The following is a 19,735-nucleotide window of genomic DNA, read 5'->3' on the forward strand; positions in this document are numbered from 1 at the left end:
GATTACCGTGGCATATTGAATGGCAATCGACTCGGACACAAACTGCTACTTTTGGCAACAATCGGCGCTGATTATACACAAAAACGGACAAAATGGGGAGTCTCTGGCGACTCCCGCTCACAGAATCAGCCTTTTCCTACTCGCCGCTCTTGGGGGTTTGTGAAATACCCGCGGTCAGATTAAAGCGCATCGCCTCCTCGAATGACCAATCCACCATGATCAAATCCTCTCGTTTGACCAGACTGGTGACCCCGGCCATCTGATAGGAGAGTTGAAACAGCACAGGCACCCAGTCCCCTTCGGGCAAAGCATCGAGCAGCGGCTGAGGCGGCTTGTCCGTCATAATAAAGCCGACCACAAAACCGCCGTTTGCCTGGCGCACCAACACTGTTTGCTGCGACTTGGGCTTACTGCCATCTCGGTTCATCAAAGAAGCAATATCGCGAATACTGCCATAGACAGACTTGAACAGGGGAAAGCGCATCAACTGCCGTTCAATCCAGCTCCAGAGCCAAACGATGGGGCTGACAGAAAACAGTAAACCGGCAACAAATACCAAGGCTGTGACCAATATAAAACCGGCTCCGGTAAATACAGTGTCCATGCCCACCAGAGAGAAGAGTAACTTGCCCAGGCTGTCGAGAGATTCAAACAGGGACCAGAACAGCCAGAGACTAAGCGCCATGGGCAGCAGATTAAGCAAGCCGCGGATCAGGGTTTGTTTCATTGAATTCCTCTTGATATTTAAGACTGTATAGGGCGCAGGACAGAGGCTCAAAGGAAGGTTTCTCGGCCGCCCCTTCCCCAACAGGCGCTCAACTCTGTATCCTGACAGAGACGCAAATCGATAGCAAAATGTTGTGCATTACCCCGGGAGGCCGCAGGGTCTCCCGGGTGCGACAAGGAGAATAACAGCATGCGCGTAACCCGACTGGATCACCTGGTGTTGACCGTCCGCGACATAGAGCAGAGTGTTGCCTTCTACCAAAAACTGGGCATGAAACGCCAAACCTTTGCCGATAACAGAACGGCGCTGCAATTTGGCGATCAGAAAATCAACCTGCACCAGCTTGGCCGCGAATATTACCCCAATGCCGCCAAAGCCCAAAGTGGTTCGGCGGACTTGTGCTTTATCACCTGTGGTTCACTCGAGGATGTTATGGCGCATCTCAGTGCCGTGGGTATCGACATCGAAGAGGGCCCCGTCGCCCGTACCGGCGCCACCGGCCCGATAGACTCAGTCTATATTCGCGATCCTGACGGCAACCTGATCGAGCTGGCAGAATACCGCGTTGACTAGGCTGGGCTTTGACTAAGTCCTCTGTTGACTAAGTGCTCTGTTGACCAAGTCCCCCGTAGACCAAAAGCTCCGTTGACCAAGAGCTCCGTTGACCGGTCGGTGCAGCTAACCGAGCTGCACCGACCCAAACAGCGACAAAAAAGCCGCTTGAATGCAAGCGGCTTTCTCTGGGACTCCGGATAAGAGCTTAAAGCTCTTTTTCCATCTCCTCGTAGGAGACATGGCGTACGTCTTTGCCCTTGACGTAGTAAATCACGTACTCACAGATGTTTTTGCAGCGGTCCCCTACCCGCTCAACCGCGCGGGCAGCCCAGAGCACATCCAGCACACCTGGGATAGAGCGGGGATCTTCCATCATGTAAGTCATCAACTGGCGAATGATGCCTTCATATTCCTTGTCCAGCTTGGCATCTTCCTTGTGAAGCTCCAGCGCCGAGTCGGCGTCCATCCGTGCCAATGCATCCAGGGTCGAGTGCAACATACGGGTGGCATGGCGCCCCATGGACTCGATACTGACCAGCAGCGGCTGCTGATTATTGCTGCGCTTCTCCTGTGCCGCCTTGGCGATACGCACACAGGCATCACCGATGCGCTCAAGATCGGCAATCGTCTTGGAGATGGCTATCACCAGACGCAAGTCACTGGCCGCCGGCTGACGCTTGGCAATGATACGGGTACACTCTTCATCTATCATCACCTCCATGCCGTTGACCTTGTGATCGCCCTCGATCACCTTCTGCGCCAACTCAGTATCCAGGCTGCCCAGGGCATCCAGCGCCTGTTCCAACTGCCGCTCCACCATACCGCCCATGGCCAGCACCCGGTTGCGGATATCTTCCAGCTCGGCATTGAACTGGCCTGAGATATGTTTATTCAGGTTCTTGTTTTCCATTTGCTTCCCCTTGCTCGGACGCAGCGTTTATCAACCGTAGCGGCCGGTAATATAATCTTCGGTCTTACTCTGTTTTGGCGTGGTAAAGATAGTGTTGGTATCCGAGTACTCAATCAGCTCGCCCATATACATAAAGGCAGTCTGATCCGACACCCTGGCCGCCTGCTGCATGTTGTGGGTCACTATCACCACAGTGTACTTGGACTTGAGCTCTGTGATCAGCTCTTCGATAGTCAGGGTCGAGATAGGATCCAACGCCGAAGTCGGCTCATCGAGCAGCAAGACTTCAGGCTCAATGGCTATCGCCCGGGCAATCACCAGACGCTGCTGCTGACCACCGGACAACCCGAAGGCGTTGTCATGCAGCCTGTCTTTCACCTCGTCCCAGATGGCGGCGCCGCGCAGTGAACGCTCACAGGCTTCATCCAGCTCACGGCGGTTACTCACGCCCTGCAGGCGCAGGCCATAGACGACATTTTCATAAATGGACTTGGGGAAAGGATTAGGGCGCTGGAACACCATGCCCACATTGCGTCTCAGCGCCGCGACATCCACTTTCTTGTCGTAGATGTTTTGACCATGGAGCAAGATTTCCCCGTCGATATGGCAGTTATCCACCAGATCGTTCATCCGGTTGATACAGCGCAGCAAGGTTGACTTACCGCAACCACTGGGGCCGATGAAGGCGGTAACCTTCTTCTTGGGGATCTTCATGGAAACATCAAACAGCGCCTGCTTGTCACCATAGCGCAAATCCAGGTTACGGATCTCCAGCGCCGTCTCTTCGGCAGGCAGGTTCGCCAGATCCAGCGTCTCAGTATTCATTACCGATGAGTCTATCGAAATCATATTCTGTCCTATCACTTCAGGATAATCGTCAATTAGTGTTCAAGCGAGCGGTACTTTTCACGCAGATGGTTGCGCACGCTGATAGCCGTCAGGTTGAGTGCCACGATCACAGAGACCAGCAGGAACGAGGTGGCATAGACCAAAGGCCTGGCAGCTTCTACGTTGGGGCTCTGGAAACCGACATCATAAATATGGAACCCGAGGTGCATAAACTTACGTTCAAGATGCACAAAGGGGAAATTCATATCCACAGGCAAGGTAGGCGCCAACTTGACCACCCCCACCAGCATCAGTGGTGCCACTTCGCCGGCGGCGCGGGCAACAGCCAGAATAAGCCCTGTCATAATCGCCGGGCTGGCCATGGGGATAATAATCCGCCACAGGGTTTCGGCCTTGGTGGCCCCCAGTGCCAGGCTGCCCTGACGCACTGAGCTTGGAATACGCGACAAGCCTTCCTCGGTGGAAACTATCACCACAGGCAAGGTCAGAATCGCCAAAGTCAGTGCCGACCAGATAACCCCGGGAGAGCCAAAGGTGGGCGACGGCAACGCCTCAGGATAGAACAGCTGATCCAGCGAGCCCCCCAACATGTAGACAAAGAAGCCCAGACCAAACACCCCGTACACAATCGAAGGCACACCGGCGAGGTTGATCACCGCGATACGTATCATCTTGGTGATCGGCCCTTTCTTGGCGTATTCGTGCAGATAGATGGCGGCCACCACACCGAATGGTGTCACTATCACGGCCATCAGCAACACCATGAATACTGTACCGAAAATCGCCGGGAACACACCGCCCTCTGTGTTGGCTTCGCGGGGATCGTCACTGATAAAGCGTCCCAGACCAACAAACCAGTGGCCAATCTTGTCGATAAAGCCCATGCGGTTGACATAGCTGACATCGAGCACCGAATCCAGGCTGAGGGTCACTTCTTCGCCGCGCATGTCGCGTACTATCACAGAGTCACGCCCGGCTTGCTCACGCAGAGAGAACAGCTGCTTTTCCAACCCTTGATAATGCTGATCCAGTTGTTGACGCTTGGACTCAAGCTCGGCCTTACGCTCAGGCGTCAGGGCATCGTCAAGCTCATAGCCACGTTCTTTGAGGCGCAGACGTTCCAGCTCATAGTTAACCGCGCCTATGTCCTGCTTCTGCAGTGCCATCGCCTGATCGGCCAGGTCCACTGCGCGCTCGATATGCTCCTCGAGTGAGTGCTGCACATCGCCACCGAGTTCCAGCCGCTGGCCCTTTTCAATCACGGCCACAGGGTAGCCGTAGAAGTTACCGTTCTTGGTACGCTCTATCATGGCCAAGCCTTCCGGGGTGGAGCGCGACAAAATATCTGTCGCCAGAATCCAGCGGAAATCCAGGCCGACAAACTCACGGTTACCCGTCTTGACCAGATAGCGGGTCACAAACTCACCCGGCTCTGAGTTGAAGTGGTAACCGGCGGATTTCAACCGCTCGGTAGGCACTTCTTCTCTGTCGTACAGCTCTCCTATCAGGGTGTAGCGCTGGCCTTTGTCATCCTGCATCTCCCACTGATAGATATCCGCGGGCCAGAAATAGCTCAGGCCACGCCAGGCGATGAGTAACAATAGCCCCAACACCGCAATCAAACTCAGGCTAACGGCGCCCCCTGTCATCCAGATCCAGGGAGAGCCTGATTTAAACCACTTACCCATTGCACAAACCCCTTAAGGTGATTGGCGAAACATCTAGTGTTCTATTCATAATTTCTCTCCCGTTACAGTGAGCTGTAGCGGTCGCGCAGACGCTGACGCACCACTTCGGCCACAGTGTTGAACAGGAAGGTAAAGATAAAGAGCACAAAGGCTGCGAGGAACAATACCCGGTAATGGGAGCTGCCGATGGCCGACTCCGGCATTTCCACCGCGATATTGGCCGCCAGGGTCCGCATCCCTTCAAACACGCTCCACTCCATGATGGCGGTGTTCCCCGTGGCCATGAGTACAATCATGGTTTCACCCACGGCGCGGCCAAGGCCCATCATAACTGCCGAGAATATCCCCGGGCTTGCGGTCAGCAACACTACCCGGGTCAGGGTCTGCCAGGGGGTCGCTCCCAAGGCCAGGCTGCCGTTCGACAGGTGACGCGGCACAGAGAAGATGGCGTCTTCGGCAATGGAGAAGATGGTTGGAATGACGGCAAAGCCCATGGCAATTCCCACCACCAGCGCGTTACGCTGATCGAAGGTGATCCCCAGCTCATTGGTGATGAACTGGCGGGTGTCGCCGTGGAAGAAGGCCACTTCGATTGCCGGGCTGATGGTAAAAGAGAACCAACCGACAAAACAGATAACCGGGATCAGCATCAGTTCCTGATAGGTTTCCGGCAGTATCGCCTTGATGCGACCCGGCAGCTTGGACCAGGCATAGGCACTGGTCACTATGCTTATCGGCAACAGCAGCAGCAAGGCCAGAATGCCGGGCAGATGCTCTTCAATCAGCGGTGCCAGCCAGAGACCGGCCAGGAAACCGAGGATCACTGTGGGCAGGGCTTCCATGATTTCAATGGTAGGCTTGACTATGCTGCGCACCTTGGGCGACATGAAGTAGGCGGTATAGATGGCGCCGGCAATCGCCAGAGGAACGGCAAACAGCATGGCATAGAACGCCGCCTTGAGCGTACCGAATGCCAGCGGCATCAGGCTGAGCTTGGCTTCAAAATCATCCGAGCCGGAAGTGGACTGCCAGACAAACTGCGGCTCAGGGTAACCTTCGTACCAAACCTTGTTCCATAGGGCACTCCAGGAAACTTCCGGGTGGTCGTTGTCAACCGCGTACAGGTGCAGCTTGCTACCATCTTCAATGATTAAGGCATTGGAGCGGGGGCTGAAGCCCATAACACCCGGCGCCTTGAGATCGAACTTCTTGTCGAACAGCTCGCGCTCACTCGTGGTGTAAAGCAAAGACAGTTCACCCTCGGGGCTTACTGTGGCAAAGCTCTTACGGTAGAACTCAGAGGCTATGGTGTCCACCTTACCCAAACCGCTAAACTCGCGGATCTCCTGATAGACACGTCCGCGGTCGCTGGCCACCTGAAAATACTGGGCCACCACACCGCTGTCGTAGCCTACCAGCAGTGAACTGGCGCCCGCCAGCAGGCTCAAACTGGTGACCTTGGCCTTGGCTTTCTCGACATCTATCACCTGTTGCAGCGAGATTTCATCCACATATTGAATGTTGTAGACAAAAATTTTGCTGCCGGACTGCAGCAGCAGTTGGCGCTGATCCGGGGTCATGAGTTGATGTTCAGTACGGGAAGGCGCATCCGGCAGTGGCATGGTTTGTGTGTTCCACTCCACTTCCTCTGTCATCATGTTCTCTTCGCCGACCATCTTGGTCAGCTGCCAGCGATTCTGGCTGTCCTGGTAGGCAAAGCTCATGCTCTCCGAGCTATAGCCGAAGGCGAGATTCTTGAGTGGCGAGCCATCCTCGGCAACCGTCAGTGCCGACTCCCCCAGTGGATACTTAACCTTGGGAGTGATCAGGCGCTGGTTATTGGGATAGCTGACACCAAACTCGACCCCGGCCAATAAGAGTTGACCGTTATCCAGTCCGAGGGCAAACAACTGCTGGCTTGGGGCGCTGACGGCGCTGCTGACCACTTTGCTCGAATCTGGCACAGGCAGTTTCACCTGCAGGTGCTGCTGATCGCCTTTGACCCTGAAGAAATCCACCACGCCTTGGTCACCGACCCGATAGAGCAGTTCATTTTGCTCGTCACTGCCCACCATCAGCGTCTTGTCTGAACTGGCCGGCAGGCTAACTTCGGTGACGGGTTCAACACTGGCGCCGTCAAACACCGGCTTAATCACGTAAAGCAGATAGAAAAAGATCAACAAAAGGGCGACGAACACCATGGTTCCGCCCACTGTTACCCCTATCTGCGCGGCCTTATCCTTGAAGGCTCTGCGGCCGGAGCCTTTGCTCACCAACAGATCTTTCGACGCAGAAGCAGGCTGAATGACCTGACTTTCCATTAAGAACCTCTATTATTAATAGCTGTTAGGCTTTTTTACCGAATTAACCGTACGTTATTGCGTTTCGGCCAACCCAGGTAAGACCATCCCTTATCGAGTGGCTGGGATTATATGACGCAAAAATGACAATAGTGTTACATAGCTTTTTTTAACATTATTCAGGAGTCTGTCTACCATGCTTCGTTACCTTATCACACTGCAAGTCCCTGACAGAAAAGGATTGGTTGAGCAGATTGCCCATGCGGTCAGCCGCCACGGTGGCAACTGGCTCGACTCGGAATTACGTCATATAGACGGGATTTTTGCCGCTATTTTGCTACTTGAGGTTCCCAGCGAACACTGGGATGACCTGCTCGATGCCCTGGAGTGCATCGATGGTATGGCGCTCACCAGTGCCAGGGCCGGCCAGCAGCAGAAATATATCAAACGCCTGAGTTTCAACCTGGTGGCCTACGACAGGCCCGGGCTGGTGCTGGACATTTCCAACAGGATCAATGCCCTGGGCATCAATATCGAGCAATTCAGCAGCAAGTTTGAAACCGCGGGCCATACCGGCATCGCCCTGTTTCGGGCCACCATCAGCCTGGGATTGACCGACCCTATGCAGGAGGAGCGCCTGACCGAATCCCTCTACAGCATAGGTGATGATCTGGTACTGGATAAGCTGAATCTGACCTGAGCCCGATACAGCAGCTGCCCGACCTCTGACTCTTGAACGCCTGCAAAAGCAGCAACCGATGTGCAATCGATAATTCCTGTTAGGAAAACTGATACACTGGCGAAAATCACAAGAACAGAGTTTTGTCGTTATGCTTGGAACACTGAATAAGATGGCCGTCGCCCTGGACGAGAACCATCTGGCACAATACACCCTCAGAGTGGCTGATCAGCGCCTGGCGTTGAACCCTTTGATAGGCAAAAGTTTAACCCTGAGTCACACGGGTAACATCTTCTGCTGTAACTGCGGCAAGAAGACCAAGAAGAGTTACTCCCAGGGCCACTGTTATGTCTGTATGCAGAAACTCGCCAGCTGCGATCTCTGCGTGATGAAACCGGAAACCTGCCACTATGATCAGGGAACCTGCCGCGAACCCGAATGGGGCGACACGCATTGCATGGTGCCCCACTATGTTTACCTGTCCAATACCTCGGGAATAAAGGTCGGCATTACCCGCCACACCCAGTTGCCCACCCGCTGGCTGGATCAGGGAGCCACCCAGGGGCTGCCGATATTCAAGGTCAGCAGCAGGCAGCTTTCCGGCCTTATCGAAGTCGAACTGGCCAAACTGATCGCCGACAAGACCAACTGGCAGGCGATGCTCAAGGGCAACAACGACGAGATAGATCTCAAGGCCAAGGCCGAAACGCTATTGCCGAGTATCGAAACCCGCTTGCACGAGCTGGCAATGAGCCGCGGTGATTACAAGATAGAGAGATTGACCGAGACAGAGACGCAAATTCACTACCCGGTCAGTGAGTTTCCAAAGAAGATCAAGTCCCATAACTTTGACAAAGAAGCCGTTGTCAGCGGCACTCTGATGGGCATCAAGGGTCAGTACCTGCTTTTCGATACCGGAGTAATCAATATCCGCAAGTTCACCTCTTATGAAGTGGAAGTCAGCTACTGATTTTTTAATTTGAGCAAACAAACGGCGCCTCTTGGATGGGCGCCGTATTTCATCCTTGAGTACCTTTGGTGCTTGCCAGTATCCCAGAGGCTGCCTATGATGGCCGCCAATAACGCCCTTACACAGATACAGAGCAGAATATGGCCACAGACTCCATGATGGGATCCCAGACTATCGCCGCCCAGACCCAGGCTTGGGTCAAGGAGGTGATCATGAAGTACAACATCTGCCCCTTCGCCAGACGGGAAGTCGAGCGCGACTCGATTCGTTACACAGTTTGCGAAGAAAGCCGCATGGATACGGCCTTGCAGGCGTTGCTGGACGAGTGCCAATATCTGGATGAGCACCCACAAGCGGAAACCAGCCTGTTCATTCTGCCGAGGGGCTTTGAAGGCTTTCACCTCTATCTGGATCTGTTGGCCTTTGCCGAGCAGCTGTTGTTCGAAGAGGGTTATGAAGGGGTTTACCAGTTGGCCAGCTTTCACCCCGACTATTGTTTCGAAGGGGAGCCCCAGGATGATGCCGCCAACTATACCAACAGAGCGCCCTATCCGACCCTGCACATCATACGTGAAGCCAGTATGGAACAGGCCTTGGCCGAATATGATGATCCTGAGTCGATCCCCGAGCGCAACATCGCCTTTGCCCGCCGCAAGGGCAGCGAGTTCTTCGCCAAACTGCTGCAAAACTGCCTGAGCCGAAAACCATAAAAAAAGCAGATAAGCCTTGATGTGATTCAGGCTTATCTGCCCCTTCCCGGGCCTTACCCCAGACCTTGAAACCCTAGACTTTGAAACGCCCGAGGGTTACCTGGGTCTTATTGATTAGGTCGAAGAGTTCACTGCCATGGTGCGCCGCTTCCTCGGCGCTGCTGGCGGAGATTTCACTCAGATGATGCAACTGTTCCAGATCATGGGACAGACTCTCGGCCGAACGTGCCTGAGATTGGGTCGCCGAGGCTATCAGGCTGTTGACGCTGGAAATGGCGTCTACCTTGGCGGCAATCAGCTGCAGTGCTTCACGGCTCTGCTGTGCCTGCTCAACCCCCTCCCGAGCCTTGTTACAACTGGCATTCATCACATCTGCGGCATCTTTACTGCCGGCTTGCAAACGTTCTATCATCGCCTTTATCTCTTCGGTCGACTGCTGAGTCTTGCTGGCCAGAGAGCGTACTTCGTCGGCCACAACGGCAAAGCCCCGCCCCTGCTCACCGGCGCGGGCCGCCTCTATGGCCGCATTCAGTGCCAGCAGATTGGTCTGCTCGGCAATCGCCTGGATCACTTCGAGGATCCGCCCTATCTGCTGACTGTCATCATAAAGCCGCTGAATCACTCCCGAGGCCCGCTCCACCTCGGCGGCAAGTGAGTCTATCGACTCACGATTGCGCTCTATGATGGCCTGCACTTCCTGGGATACCGCCCTGGCATCCTTGGTGGAATCCTCTGCCTCGGCCGCGTTTTGTGCCACCTCGTGGATCACGCTGGACATGTCACGTATCGAGTGGGACATCTGTTCCAGGCTGCCGCGCTGCTCTTGTGTGGCGGCATTGGCACTCTGGGATGTATGGCGGCTTTGGGTGGCTATCTCGGTCAAGGAACTCGACTGAGCGGTAACATCGGCCAGGGCTTCCTGCACCTTGATAATGAAGTGATTGATGTTGTCACACAGGCCGCGCAACTCATCGTCGCTCGAATATTCGATACGCCGACGCAGATCCCCTTCTCCGCGAGCCAACTCCTGTGCCAGTTGGGTGATCCTGTCCACCGGGCGCATCACCAGGCGCTTCATCACCAGCAGCAGGCAGATGATGATCGCCACGGCGACAGGAATAGCAACGGCTATGCCTCCCAGCAACATAGCATTTGTCTGCCGCTGGATCTCCTGAAGACCCCAGCTCATGCCCAGTACCCCAATCAGCGCCTGATCACGACTGTTGATAATGGGATGAAGTATTTGAATATCCTTGTCGGTAACCAAGGTCTGGGGCTCGCCGGCTTTCAGTTGCGGCAGATGCTGCCCCAGCGAAGCCTGCATCTGGGCGCCGGTATTGCCTGGCTCGCCAAACTGAGCAAAAACGGCCTGCGAAGCATCAAACACCACGGCATACCCGAGGTTCCCCCGGGTCTGTTTGGCCAGATTGACAAACTCCTCCTCGACCTTGTCCGCCTTGCCGAATTTCACGGCATTGAGCAGTTGTTGCGACACAAATCCGGTGATCACCTGACTGCTGACCCGCTCCATATCGACCAGAGTGCTGGTGAGCCTATGCTGGCTTATAAAGTTGGTCAGCGTAAAACCGGCCAAAACCACCACAGAGGCGATCAAGGCCATCTTGCTGCTGATCCTGTTGAAGATTCCCATACAGACCTCCCTGACTGAGGGGAAATAACAAGCAAAAGACGCTTAAAGTAGCTCTACGTTGATCCCCAGTGTAATGGCGCCTATCACTGCACCGGACGAGGGGTCGACAACAGGCAGACTCAGCTGACTCTGATAACTCTGGGTAGACTCATCCTCTTCCACCTCGCTGATATGGATACTGTCCGGCCCCTTGGCGAAGGTTTGCTGCCATTTGGCTTCATCCCCCTGCCAATAATCTGAAGTCATGGCACTCTGTCCCACATTCAATCCCTTGTCATCCATGACGAATATTTCGGTATAAAGGCCATTGCTTTGCTGCAGTTTCTGCCGCAAAAAATCGGAAAGCGGATTGTTGAGAAGCTTATCCACCAATGGCTTGTCGGCGGCAGCAACCTGAGCACGCCATTGCTTGTCCAAGTCGAGAATTTGCTCCTTGGAAAGTTCGGCATTGGCACTGTTTTGTTGCTTGATGCTATCGACGATCAAAGGGTCGCCAAGCCAACTCTTGACCTGGGTATTGGCAAGTTCGCTGATGGCGGCTTCATAGTCGTTGGCATTGGCTGAAGCGGCAACAAACATAGAAGTCGCGCCGAGCAGCGTCACACTGAACAATGCAGCGCAAGATTTGCTGCGACAAAATTTGCTGATAGAGGTCATCTGGGTTGCTCCCTGCTGTGATAGAAATCATCCTGAGATAAGACTAGTCAACAAATCACAAGAGCGCTTGAAAGATAAAAGAATATTCTTAAGTAAGCCGCAAGGCCCAGGCTGACGCCGCCCACTCCAGCCTGGGCCAATGGAGCAACTATTCAGAAGGTGAATCTGTGCGACAGGCTAAGCACCAACCTGGCATCGGCATTGTCCGAGTCTAGGCTGGTATCTTCACCCGCCAGCTCAATATCTATGCCGTGATATTGGGTCTGGTAGGCGATGCGGTAGTGTTGATAGCCTCTGCTTTCCTGCCACTGCCACTTGTCTGTATCATCCGATGTGGAACGGTCAAAACTCAACCTCAGCCGGTGACCGGGCGCCAATTCAAAACTGTGGGCCAGCATCACTATGCTGTGGCCGGCACCGGTACCAAAGTAATCCCAGCTATACCAGAGATTCAGCTCCGACTGACCGAATGGCGACTGATAACCCCACTTGGCATAAGCTTCCGGATAGTTGTAGTCATCGGAAAAGGATTCGCCGTGATAGCTGTAATAGGCAAGCCCGGCATCCAGGCTCAGGTGTTCATTGAACTGGTAAAAATAACCTGCGTAACCGTCAAGTTCCAACCAGGTATCATCGCCACCACCGAAGTCGACATTGGAAGCGAAGCTGCCAAGATACCAGCCACTTTCACTACTGTAATCCAAGCTGGCCTGTAACGCCGGGCCTTTATCTGTCTGACTGACCCCGTTGAAACTGTAATCCGATGCCAGGGTCACGGTCGATGACCACTCGGCCTCGGCCGTGAAAGTCAGTGTCAGCAGTGCCGCCACACCGCCGCTCTTGAGATAATTTGCCATGGCGTTCAAGCGCATCTGTGTTCCTCTTTTGGTTTTATGGATTGAAGCCGGCATCAGTCAGCCAACTCTATTTTATTAAAATCTATGGTGTTTTCTTTGGGAGAACCTTGGATCCGGCCCAAGGTTTTCAGTTTGGTCAGCAGCATGTAACCGGCACAGGCGAAGATAAGCCCAATGGCCAGGGCCCCAACCCATTGAATCTCCAAGAAATCCAGTTGGAACAGCAAGGTCAGCAGCACCATCACGGCGATATTGCCAATCAGATAGTTGCGTTTGCCGAGCCTGGCAACCGTCAGCCCCAGGTTATCCGTGTAGAGACGGATCAATGAGTCCAGCGAATTGATCACAAAGGTAATGCCCACCATGACCATGGCCAGGTTATAAAAGCCGGATGTGGATATGGCCTGGGTATCGTAGAAATAGAGGACACTGAACCAAATCGCGATGGGAATGGAGGGAAACACCATCATGGCCAGCAGCAGCTGCCAGGTCTTGATCCCGCCGACAAACCGCGAGGTAAACTGGCCTATCATAATGCTCCAGGCAAACCACCAGAACAGGTAAAAGGCGTGATAGTCATTGAGCGGCAACACAAAATGCTTGATATCGACAAAGTACTCACCCAATAACGAAAAGGTGGTAATGAAGTCGCCGACAGTGCCATTCTCCCCTAAAAATGCGCCGCTCCACATCAGGGCTATCAGCGCCACAAACAGCCAGGTACTGGCCAGGCTGAGCACCTTGACGTATTTAATGCTGGTACTGGAATAAACCGCGATGGCGATGACGGCAAACACTATCAAATAGAAGGCGCCTATGACGGACTCTCCATCGCCCATCTCCGGCAGATACCAGGGCAAGTTGCTGAGTAGCAGATAAGCAGTGAAGGCACAGGTGCCGATAATCACCATGTTGTTGATGAACTTTACTGCCTTGAGTTCAAAGAACTTCACTCTGGGCTCAATGACGCAAAAATAGAAACAGGTGACAAAGTAGAAACCCCAGATGAGAAAGGCCCAAAATCCAAACTCTATCGCCAAGGGATTGGAAAAGGCGTATTCGGGGCTGCTGTTGGTATCTGTGTAAGTGCCGAATTCGGTGAGCGGGAACATGATCAAGCCTACATCCAGGCCTGAGGTGAACAAAATAGCGATAAAGGTGTTGATCCGCACCGGGGTGACACCTACGCAGGGGATGTTGCCCCACCGATACAGGATCACCCCTATCATGGCAAAGGTAAATAAGATCCCTGCTGAAAGCCAAAGCTCCATAATTTTTCCCTTTATTGTTGATTTAAATTATATTTTTCTGATTCCAGCCCCAGACTAATGGCGAATTTTGGCCAGCAAAAAGCCCTCGGCTTGGCTGCGCCGATTTCAGCATTGACAGGGGTTAAGGGGCCGACTGCAGACTGGCCCCTTGGATTTTAAGATCAGCTAGGCCGCTCGGGTGCATGGCAGCGCTGCTGCGCTCGCCATTTGTCAGCCAGAACAACTGTGGCATCAGAGGCCGGTAAGGCTTCACGGCCGCGGATAATATCGGCGGCCTTCTCTGCCAACATTATGGTCGGTGCATTGAGGTTGCCATTGGGAATGGTGGGGAATACGGAAGAGTCCACGACTCTCAGTCCTTCAATGCCATGCACCCGGTTTTGCGGGTCCACCACGGCCATGGGATCTGTGCCCATCTTGCAGGAACAGGATGGATGATAAGCACTCTCTACCGAGCGACGAACAAAGGCATCTATCTGCTCATCGGTTTCCACTTCGGCACCAGGCTGGATCTCTTCTCCGCGATAACCATCAAATGCCGGCTGATGAATAATCTCCCGGGTCAGGCGCACACAGGCGCGAAAGCCTTCGATATCATCCTGGTGTTGCAAATAGTTGAAACGTATCTGCGGATGCCGGTGCGGATCGCTGCTCTGTACCCTGACCCATCCCCGGCTCTTGGGCTTATTGTGGCCGATATGCACCTGAAAACCATCACCATCAAAGGCTTCCCGGCCGTCATAACGCATGGCGGCGGGCAGGAAGTGATACTGGAGATCCGGTGCGGCCAGGCCCGCCTTGGAGCGGATAAAACCGCAGGATTCAAAATGGTTGGTGGCCCCAAGTCCTGTCTTGGTAAAGAACCAGCGGCTGCCGATCAGGAACTTGTTCCACCAATCCAGTTTGCGGTTGAGGGAAACTGGCTGGGTGCAACGGAACTGAAAATAGAACTCCAGATGATCCTGAAGATTCTCCCCCACCCCGGGCAAGGCATGCTCCAGCTCAATACCGGCTTCTTTAAGGACTTCGGGCGCACCTATACCGGAAAGCTGCAACAGATGGGGCGAACCCACGGGACCTGCTGAAAGGATCACTTCGCCGCCCATGCCAACCATGGCCTGCTGCAACTTGCCGCCACATTCATAGCGCACCCCGGTTGCCACCTTGTCCTGCAGCAATACCTTGTGCACCAAGGCGCCGGTCACCACTTTTAAATTATCCCGTGTCATGGCCGGACGCAGATAGGCATTGGCCGTAGACCAGCGCACACCATTTTTCACCGTCATATGCATGGCGCCAAAGCCTTCCTGTTGGGCACCGTTGTAATCATCTGTGGCCAGGTACCCGGCTTGCACACCGGCATCAACAAAGGCCTTATACAGGGGGTTAGCCATGCGGTTGCCGTTATTGACCCCCAAGGGCCCACTATCGCCTCGATACTTGTCACCGCCAAAGGCCCAAGTCTCGGCCTTTTTGAAATAGGGCAAGCAATCGGCGTAGCTCCAGCCCTCGGCGCCACTGGCCTGCCACTCATCAAAGTCATGGGCGTGACCGCGGACGTAGACCATGCCGTTGATGGATGAAGAACCGCCGAGCACCTTGCCCCTGGGACAATGCATGCGCCGGTTGTCCAGACCCGGTTCAGGCTCGGTTTCAAACTGCCAGGCGTACTTTTGGGTATTCATGGGAATGGACAACGCCGTTGGCATCTGAATAAAGATGCTGCGATCGCTGCCGCCGGTTTCCAGCAACAAGACCCGTTTGTTTTTATCTTCGCTCAGGCGGTTGGCCAGCACGCACCCTGCGCTACCGGCACCGACAATGATGTAATCGAAATTCTGATTCATAACGGCTCCTTAAAATGGACTTTCCAGGGGCTGCATGCCGACATAAACCGATTTGGTCTGGGTATAGGCCTTGAGGGTTTCACTGCCGTTCTCCCGGCCGACTCCCGAAAGCTTGTAGCCACCGACGGGCATCTCCGAGGGTGAGGCGCCATAGGCATTGATCCAGCAAATCCCGGCCTGAAGCCGATGAATCACCCTGTGGGCGCGGCGAATATCGCGGCTAAATACCGCAGCAGCCAGACCAAGGGCCGTATCGTTGGCGCGGCGGATCACTTCCTCTTCATCGTCGAAAATCAACACAGACATCACAGGGCCGAAGATCTCTTCACGGCAAATACGCATCTTGTCATCACAGTCGACAAATACGGTCGGCTCAACAAAGAAACCCTCTGGGGCCGAGTCCGGCGTCAAAGGCTTGCCACCGCAAAGGAGCCTCGCCCCCTCGGCCTGCCCAAGGGCGATATACTCGAGCACCTTGTCTCTGTGCGCGCTGGATATCAGGGCGCCGAAATTGGTGTCCGGCGCCATGGGGTCGCCGGCCTTGATATTGGCCATCCTTTGCTGCAAACGTTCGATAAAGGCCGGGTAAAGATTGCGGGCGACATAGACACGGGTACCATTGGTACAAATTTCACCTTGGGTATAAAAGTTGCCCAGCATGGCGGCGCTGACGGCATCTTCCAGCTCGGCGTCTTCAAAGATGATCAGCGGAGACTTGCCCCCCAGTTCCATGGTGACATCCTTGAGACTGGAGGCCGCTGCCGCCATCACCTTCTTGCCTGTGCCCACTTCGCCGGTAAAGGACACCTTGGCGATATCCTCACTGTGAGTCAGCCATTGACCTACTTCGGCCGCGCCCTGCACCACATTGAACACCCCGGCGGGCACACCGGCTTCGATAAAGATTTCCGCCAGCTTCAGAGCGCCGAGCGGGGTCTCCTCTGACGGCTTGAAGATCATCGCATTACCGGCGGCCAACGCCGGCGCCGACTTCCAACAGGCAATCTGCAAAGGATAATTCCAGGCGCCGATACCGGCACAGATCCCCAGAGGTTCTCGGCGGGTATAGAAGAAATCATCGCCAACACTTTGCTGACAGCCTTCCAGGCCCACCACTATGCCGGCGAAGTATTCTATGGCATCGGCCCCTGTGACCACGTCCACCACAGATGCCTCCTGCCAGGGTTTACCCGTATCCAGCACTTCAATTTTGGCCAGCTCATCGTTGCGCTGCCGCAGCAGGGCCACGGCCCTTAACAGCACCCGGCTGCGGGCCATGGCGCTCATGGCTGACCAAGCGGCAAACCCGCGTTTGGCACTGGCAATGGCCGCCTGTTTGATGGCCTCATCGGCCACTTCAACGCGGTATTGCACCTGGCCCGTGCCTGGGTTAATCACCTCAAAGGATTCACCCGAGGCGTTGGCCATATAACGACCGTCAATAAAATTCTGATAAACAGGCTGTGTCATCAATGTACTCCGTGATAAGCCAGACTTTGGTCAATGAAATCGATACACCAGGATTCTGCGGCAGCAAACGCCTGCTCAGGTTCAGGACTGAGAGCACTGCGCAGCCAAAAACCGTCAATCATGGCGGCCACCTGCTCGGCACTCTTGAGCGCCTGCTCCCTGGGCAATAACTGTTTGAAAGAGAAGGCCAGGTTACTCTGCAGTCTGGCACTGTTGACCTGCTGCAACCTGGCAAGCCCGGGCTCATGCATGGACTGAGCCCAGAAATTAAGCCAGGTACGGGTAGCCGCCCCCGAGCGTTGAAACTCGGTGAAGTTGGCCGCCACTATGGCGTGCAGCCGTGCCTTGGGGGAAAGCTGCCGCTCTGCCGTTTGCGCCAGCAAAGCCAGCTTCAGTTGTTCCAGCAAATGCCGCAATGTCGCTTCAATCAGCTCCTGCTTGCCACCGAAATAATGGCTGATGATCCCCGACGACAACCCGGCCAAGTGGCTGATGCTGTTGATGGTGGTATTGTGCAAACCATTGGCAGCCACCGAGGCCATAGTGGCATCGATCAGTTGCTGGCGGCGCACGGGTTTCATTCCAATCTTGGGCATATTTTTATTAATTGACCGTTCAATTAAAAACAAGCCTAATGATTTGAACTGTAATTATCAACCTGACCGGAGCCGAGTTTTCAGATCACACAAGTCACAAAACAGTGATTTACCTCACAGCAACAAATGCTTACGTTGCTTGAAATTTATCTGAAAAAGTTTCTATTTACCGACAAAACTTCGCTATTTCTGAGGTGTTAACCGAAAAATTACCGCAGAACGACCCAAGCGTTCACCGTCTAAATAATTACAGCAGATATCATTTGAACTAAAACCTTGCAACTCACTCTGTAACCCGATAGCGCAGATAAATACGCCTGTCGCTCCGGACCTAACCTGCTGCTTGGAAGCCGGACACTGAGATTGAGACTGGGGCTGAGGATAAGGCGATGAGTAGGGGGAAGCTGAGAATAAGGTGACAATGAGAAAGAGTGATTAGAATGAGGAGTTATGACCAAAAAAGAGGAGTCATAATTAACAAGAGGAATACTGAACCTGGAAGCCGACTAACGCTGAACCATGTTGGGACGGGTAACAGATGAATAAAGTGAAAAGGCGGATAAAGCGCAAGACAAGAGCCCCTGCAAAGGGTTAGGGAAGGTGCGAACAAGTCCCATGCGTGCTCTGCGTTGGCTTACAGGCCTGTATGCAAGGCGTGGTTCGCAGCAAATGGCTAGTCCTTTACAAGAAGCACAACATAGCAGACAGGTTTGTAAGCCACGCCCTTTGGGGCTTTCACAGCAACCGGCTCTCTGCGTTATCCGACTTCGACAGGCCCCGGCATGCCTTCAGTCAGATGCCTTGAAAGCCAATTGCTGTGCAAGCCAGAGTGCCACGAGGACTTATTCGCACCTTCCTTAGTAAAAGAGCCCGGCCAAATACCGGGCTCTGGCATCAGATGAGGTCGGCTGGCAGAAAAATAACTACCGCAGCAAGACCTATGACCGACGACCGAAATCTATCAGGGTGTTGCGATACAGTTCGAGCAGCGCCTCGTTGCGCACCCCCACCCCAACACTTTGCGCCGGCATATCGCTCCAGTCATCATGGGGATGGCGCCGCTCGTAGGTTTTCTGCATTGTGTGGCCAATGGCCGGGCCGGAGCAAACCACCCGCACAGGCCCCTTTCTCAGGGTAAACAGGCTGGGATCTATCACATAGGCAATCGCCGAGGGGTCGTGCACGTGGCAGCCGGAAATTCCCAGGCTACGCTGGTAAAAGTCGAGATAGAAACGGCTTATCTGGTGAATAAAGCGTCCCGGCTCACCGGCTTCATCGCGCAGCTTATCCAGATACTCGGGCGTAAAGAAACTCTCATGGGTCACATCCAGACCGATAATCACCACGGGCCAGTCGGCAGTAAATACGATATCGGCCGCCTCGGGATCGTCATGGATATTGGCTTCGGCAAACGGGCTGACATTGCCCTGATGGCCGTTAACCCCGAAGGCCCCGCCCATGATCACCACTTCTTTAACCAGTTTGGTGATCCCGGGTTCATGCTGCAGCGCCAGAGCCAGATTGGTCAGAGGCCCAACAGCCACAAGAGTGATCTCCCCCGGCTGCGCCTTGAGCTGCTCGACGATATACTGCCATGCCGGACGGGGATCGGCGCTTAGGCTGACATCGGCGGCGGTGACTTGCAGATCGCCAAAACCGGTATCACCATGAACTATGGTGGTAGGGCCGACAGGAGGGCGCGACAGCGGCTTATCCGCCCCCATGGATACGTCTGCCTTCATGCCGTATTTCTGTTTCAAGTAAAGGGCATTGCGAGTGCTGTTTTCAATGGTGGCGTTGCCAAATACTGTGGTGATACCGATAAGATCCACAGCGGCATGCCCTTCGGCAAACAGAATTGCCATTGCATCATCAATACCGGGATCTGTATCCAGGATAATTTTCTTCGTCACAATCCAGCTTCCTTTGTGATGTTATTAATATTATCTGTGCCGCTGCAAGCCGGTGGCACTGGCCCATTCTAGCGCTAAATCTCAC

At 54.2% G+C, this 19,735-nt stretch carries 17 protein-coding genes; 4 read left to right on the top strand and 13 right to left on the bottom strand.

Annotated features, from left to right (window positions below; all coding sequences use genetic code 11):
• Positions 1–136: 136 nt before the first annotated feature.
• The gene (locus tag ACMHXI_RS16335; protein WP_028780326.1) at positions 137–727 is read right to left on the bottom strand and encodes a DUF502 domain-containing protein; all 591 of its coding nucleotides are present in this window, start codon (positions 725–727) and stop codon (positions 137–139) included.
• Positions 728–916: 189 nt separating this feature from the next.
• Here ACMHXI_RS16335 and ACMHXI_RS16340 point away from each other — a divergent pair, with 189 nt between their 5' ends.
• Positions 917–1,300: a VOC family protein gene (locus ACMHXI_RS16340; RefSeq protein WP_025009814.1), complete on the top strand. Its 384-nt coding sequence runs from the start codon at positions 917–919 to the stop codon at positions 1,298–1,300.
• A gap of 187 nt (positions 1,301–1,487) precedes the next feature.
• Here ACMHXI_RS16340 and phoU read toward each other — a convergent pair whose 3' ends face one another.
• The 4 genes from phoU to ACMHXI_RS16360 form a co-directional block, all read right to left on the bottom strand.
• On the bottom strand, positions 1,488–2,192 hold the full coding sequence (gene phoU, locus ACMHXI_RS16345; protein WP_025886617.1) for a phosphate signaling complex protein PhoU: 705 nt from the start codon (positions 2,190–2,192) through the stop codon (positions 1,488–1,490).
• 30 nt (positions 2,193–2,222) lie between these two features.
• Positions 2,223–3,041 (bottom strand): phosphate ABC transporter ATP-binding protein PstB, encoded by an 819-nt coding sequence (gene pstB, locus ACMHXI_RS16350; protein ID WP_025009812.1) that lies wholly within the window; start codon positions 3,039–3,041, stop codon positions 2,223–2,225.
• A 32-nt stretch (positions 3,042–3,073) separates the two neighbouring features.
• Positions 3,074–4,729, bottom strand: a complete 1,656-nt coding sequence (pstA, locus tag ACMHXI_RS16355) for a phosphate ABC transporter permease PstA (protein ID WP_413735503.1) — start codon at positions 4,727–4,729, stop codon at positions 3,074–3,076.
• Between the two features lie 62 nt (positions 4,730–4,791).
• Positions 4,792–7,050 (bottom strand): ABC transporter permease subunit, encoded by a 2,259-nt coding sequence (locus ACMHXI_RS16360; RefSeq protein WP_413735505.1) that lies wholly within the window; start codon positions 7,048–7,050, stop codon positions 4,792–4,794.
• Positions 7,051–7,225: 175 nt separating this feature from the next.
• Here ACMHXI_RS16360 and ACMHXI_RS16365 point away from each other — a divergent pair, with 175 nt between their 5' ends.
• From ACMHXI_RS16365 to ACMHXI_RS16375, 3 genes are all read left to right on the top strand, one after another.
• On the top strand, positions 7,226–7,729 hold the full coding sequence (locus ACMHXI_RS16365) for a glycine cleavage system protein R (protein ID WP_025009810.1): 504 nt from the start codon (positions 7,226–7,228) through the stop codon (positions 7,727–7,729).
• 130 nt (positions 7,730–7,859) lie between these two features.
• Positions 7,860–8,678 carry a DUF2797 domain-containing protein gene (locus ACMHXI_RS16370; RefSeq protein ID WP_028780329.1) on the top strand — a complete coding sequence of 273 codons (819 nt, stop codon included), beginning with the start codon at positions 7,860–7,862 and terminating at the stop codon, positions 8,676–8,678.
• Between the two features lie 140 nt (positions 8,679–8,818).
• Positions 8,819–9,388 carry a DUF1415 domain-containing protein gene (locus tag ACMHXI_RS16375; RefSeq protein ID WP_096141337.1) on the top strand — a complete coding sequence of 190 codons (570 nt, stop codon included), beginning with the start codon at positions 8,819–8,821 and terminating at the stop codon, positions 9,386–9,388.
• Positions 9,389–9,461: 73 nt separating this feature from the next.
• Here ACMHXI_RS16375 and ACMHXI_RS16380 read toward each other — a convergent pair whose 3' ends face one another.
• The 8 genes from ACMHXI_RS16380 to ACMHXI_RS16415 all read right to left on the bottom strand — a co-directional run bounded on the left by ACMHXI_RS16380 (position 9,462) and on the right by ACMHXI_RS16415 (position 19,650).
• A complete protein-coding gene (locus ACMHXI_RS16380) occupies positions 9,462–11,039 on the bottom strand; it encodes a methyl-accepting chemotaxis protein (protein WP_144166236.1) in 1,578 nt (525 codons plus the stop codon).
• Positions 11,040–11,081: 42 nt separating this feature from the next.
• Complete coding sequence (locus ACMHXI_RS16385; RefSeq protein ID WP_208124472.1) at positions 11,082–11,696, bottom strand: PDC sensor domain-containing protein; 615 nt, start codon at positions 11,694–11,696, stop codon at positions 11,082–11,084.
• A 152-nt stretch (positions 11,697–11,848) separates the two neighbouring features.
• Entirely contained in the window at positions 11,849–12,568 is a 720-nt protein-coding gene (locus ACMHXI_RS16390; protein ID WP_391564060.1) for a TorF family putative porin, read from the bottom strand.
• A gap of 38 nt (positions 12,569–12,606) precedes the next feature.
• Entirely contained in the window at positions 12,607–13,824 is a 1,218-nt protein-coding gene (locus ACMHXI_RS16395) for a BCCT family transporter (protein ID WP_208184593.1), read from the bottom strand.
• Positions 13,825–13,985: 161 nt separating this feature from the next.
• Complete coding sequence (gene betA / locus ACMHXI_RS16400) at positions 13,986–15,671, bottom strand: choline dehydrogenase (RefSeq protein WP_146507844.1); 1,686 nt, start codon at positions 15,669–15,671, stop codon at positions 13,986–13,988.
• 9 nt (positions 15,672–15,680) lie between these two features.
• Entirely contained in the window at positions 15,681–17,141 is a 1,461-nt protein-coding gene (gene betB, locus ACMHXI_RS16405; RefSeq protein WP_146507846.1) for a betaine-aldehyde dehydrogenase, read from the bottom strand.
• A complete protein-coding gene (betI, locus tag ACMHXI_RS16410) occupies positions 17,141–17,737 on the bottom strand; it encodes a transcriptional regulator BetI (RefSeq protein ID WP_028780337.1) in 597 nt (198 codons plus the stop codon). The genes betB and betI overlap by 1 nt, the downstream gene beginning before the upstream one ends.
• Positions 17,738–18,675: 938 nt before the next feature.
• Entirely contained in the window at positions 18,676–19,650 is a 975-nt protein-coding gene (locus ACMHXI_RS16415) for a nucleoside hydrolase (protein ID WP_144219965.1), read from the bottom strand.
• Positions 19,651–19,735 lie beyond the last annotated feature (85 nt).

Origin of the sequence: Shewanella sp. BJSY2023SW005, from assembly GCF_047314585.1 — a bacterium.
GTDB lineage: Bacteria > Pseudomonadota > Gammaproteobacteria > Enterobacterales > Shewanellaceae > Shewanella > Shewanella algae.

What these genes read in the sequence shown, in the direction of transcription:
- ACMHXI_RS16335 (WP_028780326.1), bottom strand. Translation starts at nt 727, where the DNA reads ATGAAACAAACCCTGATCCGCGGCTTGCTTAATCTGCTGCCCATGGCG.
- ACMHXI_RS16340 (WP_025009814.1), top strand. Translation starts at nt 917, where the DNA reads ATGCGCGTAACCCGACTGGATCACCTGGTGTTGACCGTCCGCGACATA.
- phoU (WP_025886617.1), bottom strand. Translation starts at nt 2,192, where the DNA reads ATGGAAAACAAGAACCTGAATAAACATATCTCAGGCCAGTTCAATGCC.
- pstB (WP_025009812.1), bottom strand. Translation starts at nt 3,041, where the DNA reads ATGATTTCGATAGACTCATCGGTAATGAATACTGAGACGCTGGATCTG.
- pstA (WP_413735503.1), bottom strand. Translation starts at nt 4,729, where the DNA reads ATGGGTAAGTGGTTTAAATCAGGCTCTCCCTGGATCTGGATGACAGGG.
- ACMHXI_RS16360 (WP_413735505.1), bottom strand. Translation starts at nt 7,050, where the DNA reads ATGGAAAGTCAGGTCATTCAGCCTGCTTCTGCGTCGAAAGATCTGTTG.
- ACMHXI_RS16365 (WP_025009810.1), top strand. Translation starts at nt 7,226, where the DNA reads ATGCTTCGTTACCTTATCACACTGCAAGTCCCTGACAGAAAAGGATTG.
- ACMHXI_RS16370 (WP_028780329.1), top strand. Translation starts at nt 7,860, where the DNA reads ATGCTTGGAACACTGAATAAGATGGCCGTCGCCCTGGACGAGAACCAT.
- ACMHXI_RS16375 (WP_096141337.1), top strand. Translation starts at nt 8,819, where the DNA reads ATGGCCACAGACTCCATGATGGGATCCCAGACTATCGCCGCCCAGACC.
- ACMHXI_RS16380 (WP_144166236.1), bottom strand. Translation starts at nt 11,039, where the DNA reads ATGGGAATCTTCAACAGGATCAGCAGCAAGATGGCCTTGATCGCCTCT.
- ACMHXI_RS16385 (WP_208124472.1), bottom strand. Translation starts at nt 11,696, where the DNA reads ATGACCTCTATCAGCAAATTTTGTCGCAGCAAATCTTGCGCTGCATTG.
- ACMHXI_RS16390 (WP_391564060.1), bottom strand. Translation starts at nt 12,568, where the DNA reads ATGCGCTTGAACGCCATGGCAAATTATCTCAAGAGCGGCGGTGTGGCG.
- ACMHXI_RS16395 (WP_208184593.1), bottom strand. Translation starts at nt 13,824, where the DNA reads ATGGAGCTTTGGCTTTCAGCAGGGATCTTATTTACCTTTGCCATGATA.
- betA (WP_146507844.1), bottom strand. Translation starts at nt 15,671, where the DNA reads ATGAATCAGAATTTCGATTACATCATTGTCGGTGCCGGTAGCGCAGGG.
- betB (WP_146507846.1), bottom strand. Translation starts at nt 17,141, where the DNA reads ATGACACAGCCTGTTTATCAGAATTTTATTGACGGTCGTTATATGGCC.
- betI (WP_028780337.1), bottom strand. Translation starts at nt 17,737, where the DNA reads ATGCCCAAGATTGGAATGAAACCCGTGCGCCGCCAGCAACTGATCGAT.